This window comes from Streptomyces sp. AC627_RSS907 (genome assembly GCF_019049165.1).
The window spans coordinates 1-585 of sequence record NZ_JAGMUE010001133.1 but is presented as its reverse complement, the minus strand read 5'-3'; the positions used below and the strand labels follow the sequence as shown (position 1 = coordinate 585).

The following is a 585-nucleotide window of genomic DNA, read 5'->3' as shown; positions in this document are numbered from 1 at the left end:
GGTGCTCGCCGTGCCCGGGGCTCCCGATCCCGTGACGCGCGCGGTGGTCGACGAGGTGCTGAGCATCGCGCGCTCCGAGCTGCCCGGCCTCGACGCCCGGGTCGGCTACGTCGGCGGCGCCGACGAGCAGGCCCCGGCCCTGGAGGACACGCTGGCTCAGGCCGCGCGCGACCGCGCGGGCCTGCTCGCCGCCGCGCGGGCCGACGCCGCCGGCCAGCCGGGCGACGCGGCGGGGGACGCGCCCGACGCCGCGGCCCAGGAGGCGGCGTACGCCGCGCGGCAGCAGGCCGTGATCGACGCGGACGGACCGGCGGCCGTGGTGGTGCCGCTCCTCGCCGGCCCCGACAGCGAGTTGCTGGCCCGCGCGCGGCAGGCCGTCGAGGGCAGCGGCTGCGCCGCCCTGTTCACCGACCCGCTCGGCCCGCACCCGCTGCTCGCCGAGGCGCTGCACGTGCGGCTCTCGGAGGCCGGGCTCGCCCGCGCCGACCGCGCCCGCCTGTTCACGGTGGCCACCGCTGCCGACGGCATCATCCTGGCCACCGTCGGCGGGCCGGAGGCCGTGCAGGCGGCGGGCATCACCGGCAT

The 585-nt window shown here is 80.7% G+C and carries 1 pseudogene; it reads left to right on the top strand.

The features are described 5' to 3' along the window. Position 1: 1 nt before the first annotated feature. Positions 2-585: pseudogene (locus tag KUM32_RS40680) on the top strand (hypothetical protein); the annotation flags it as partial.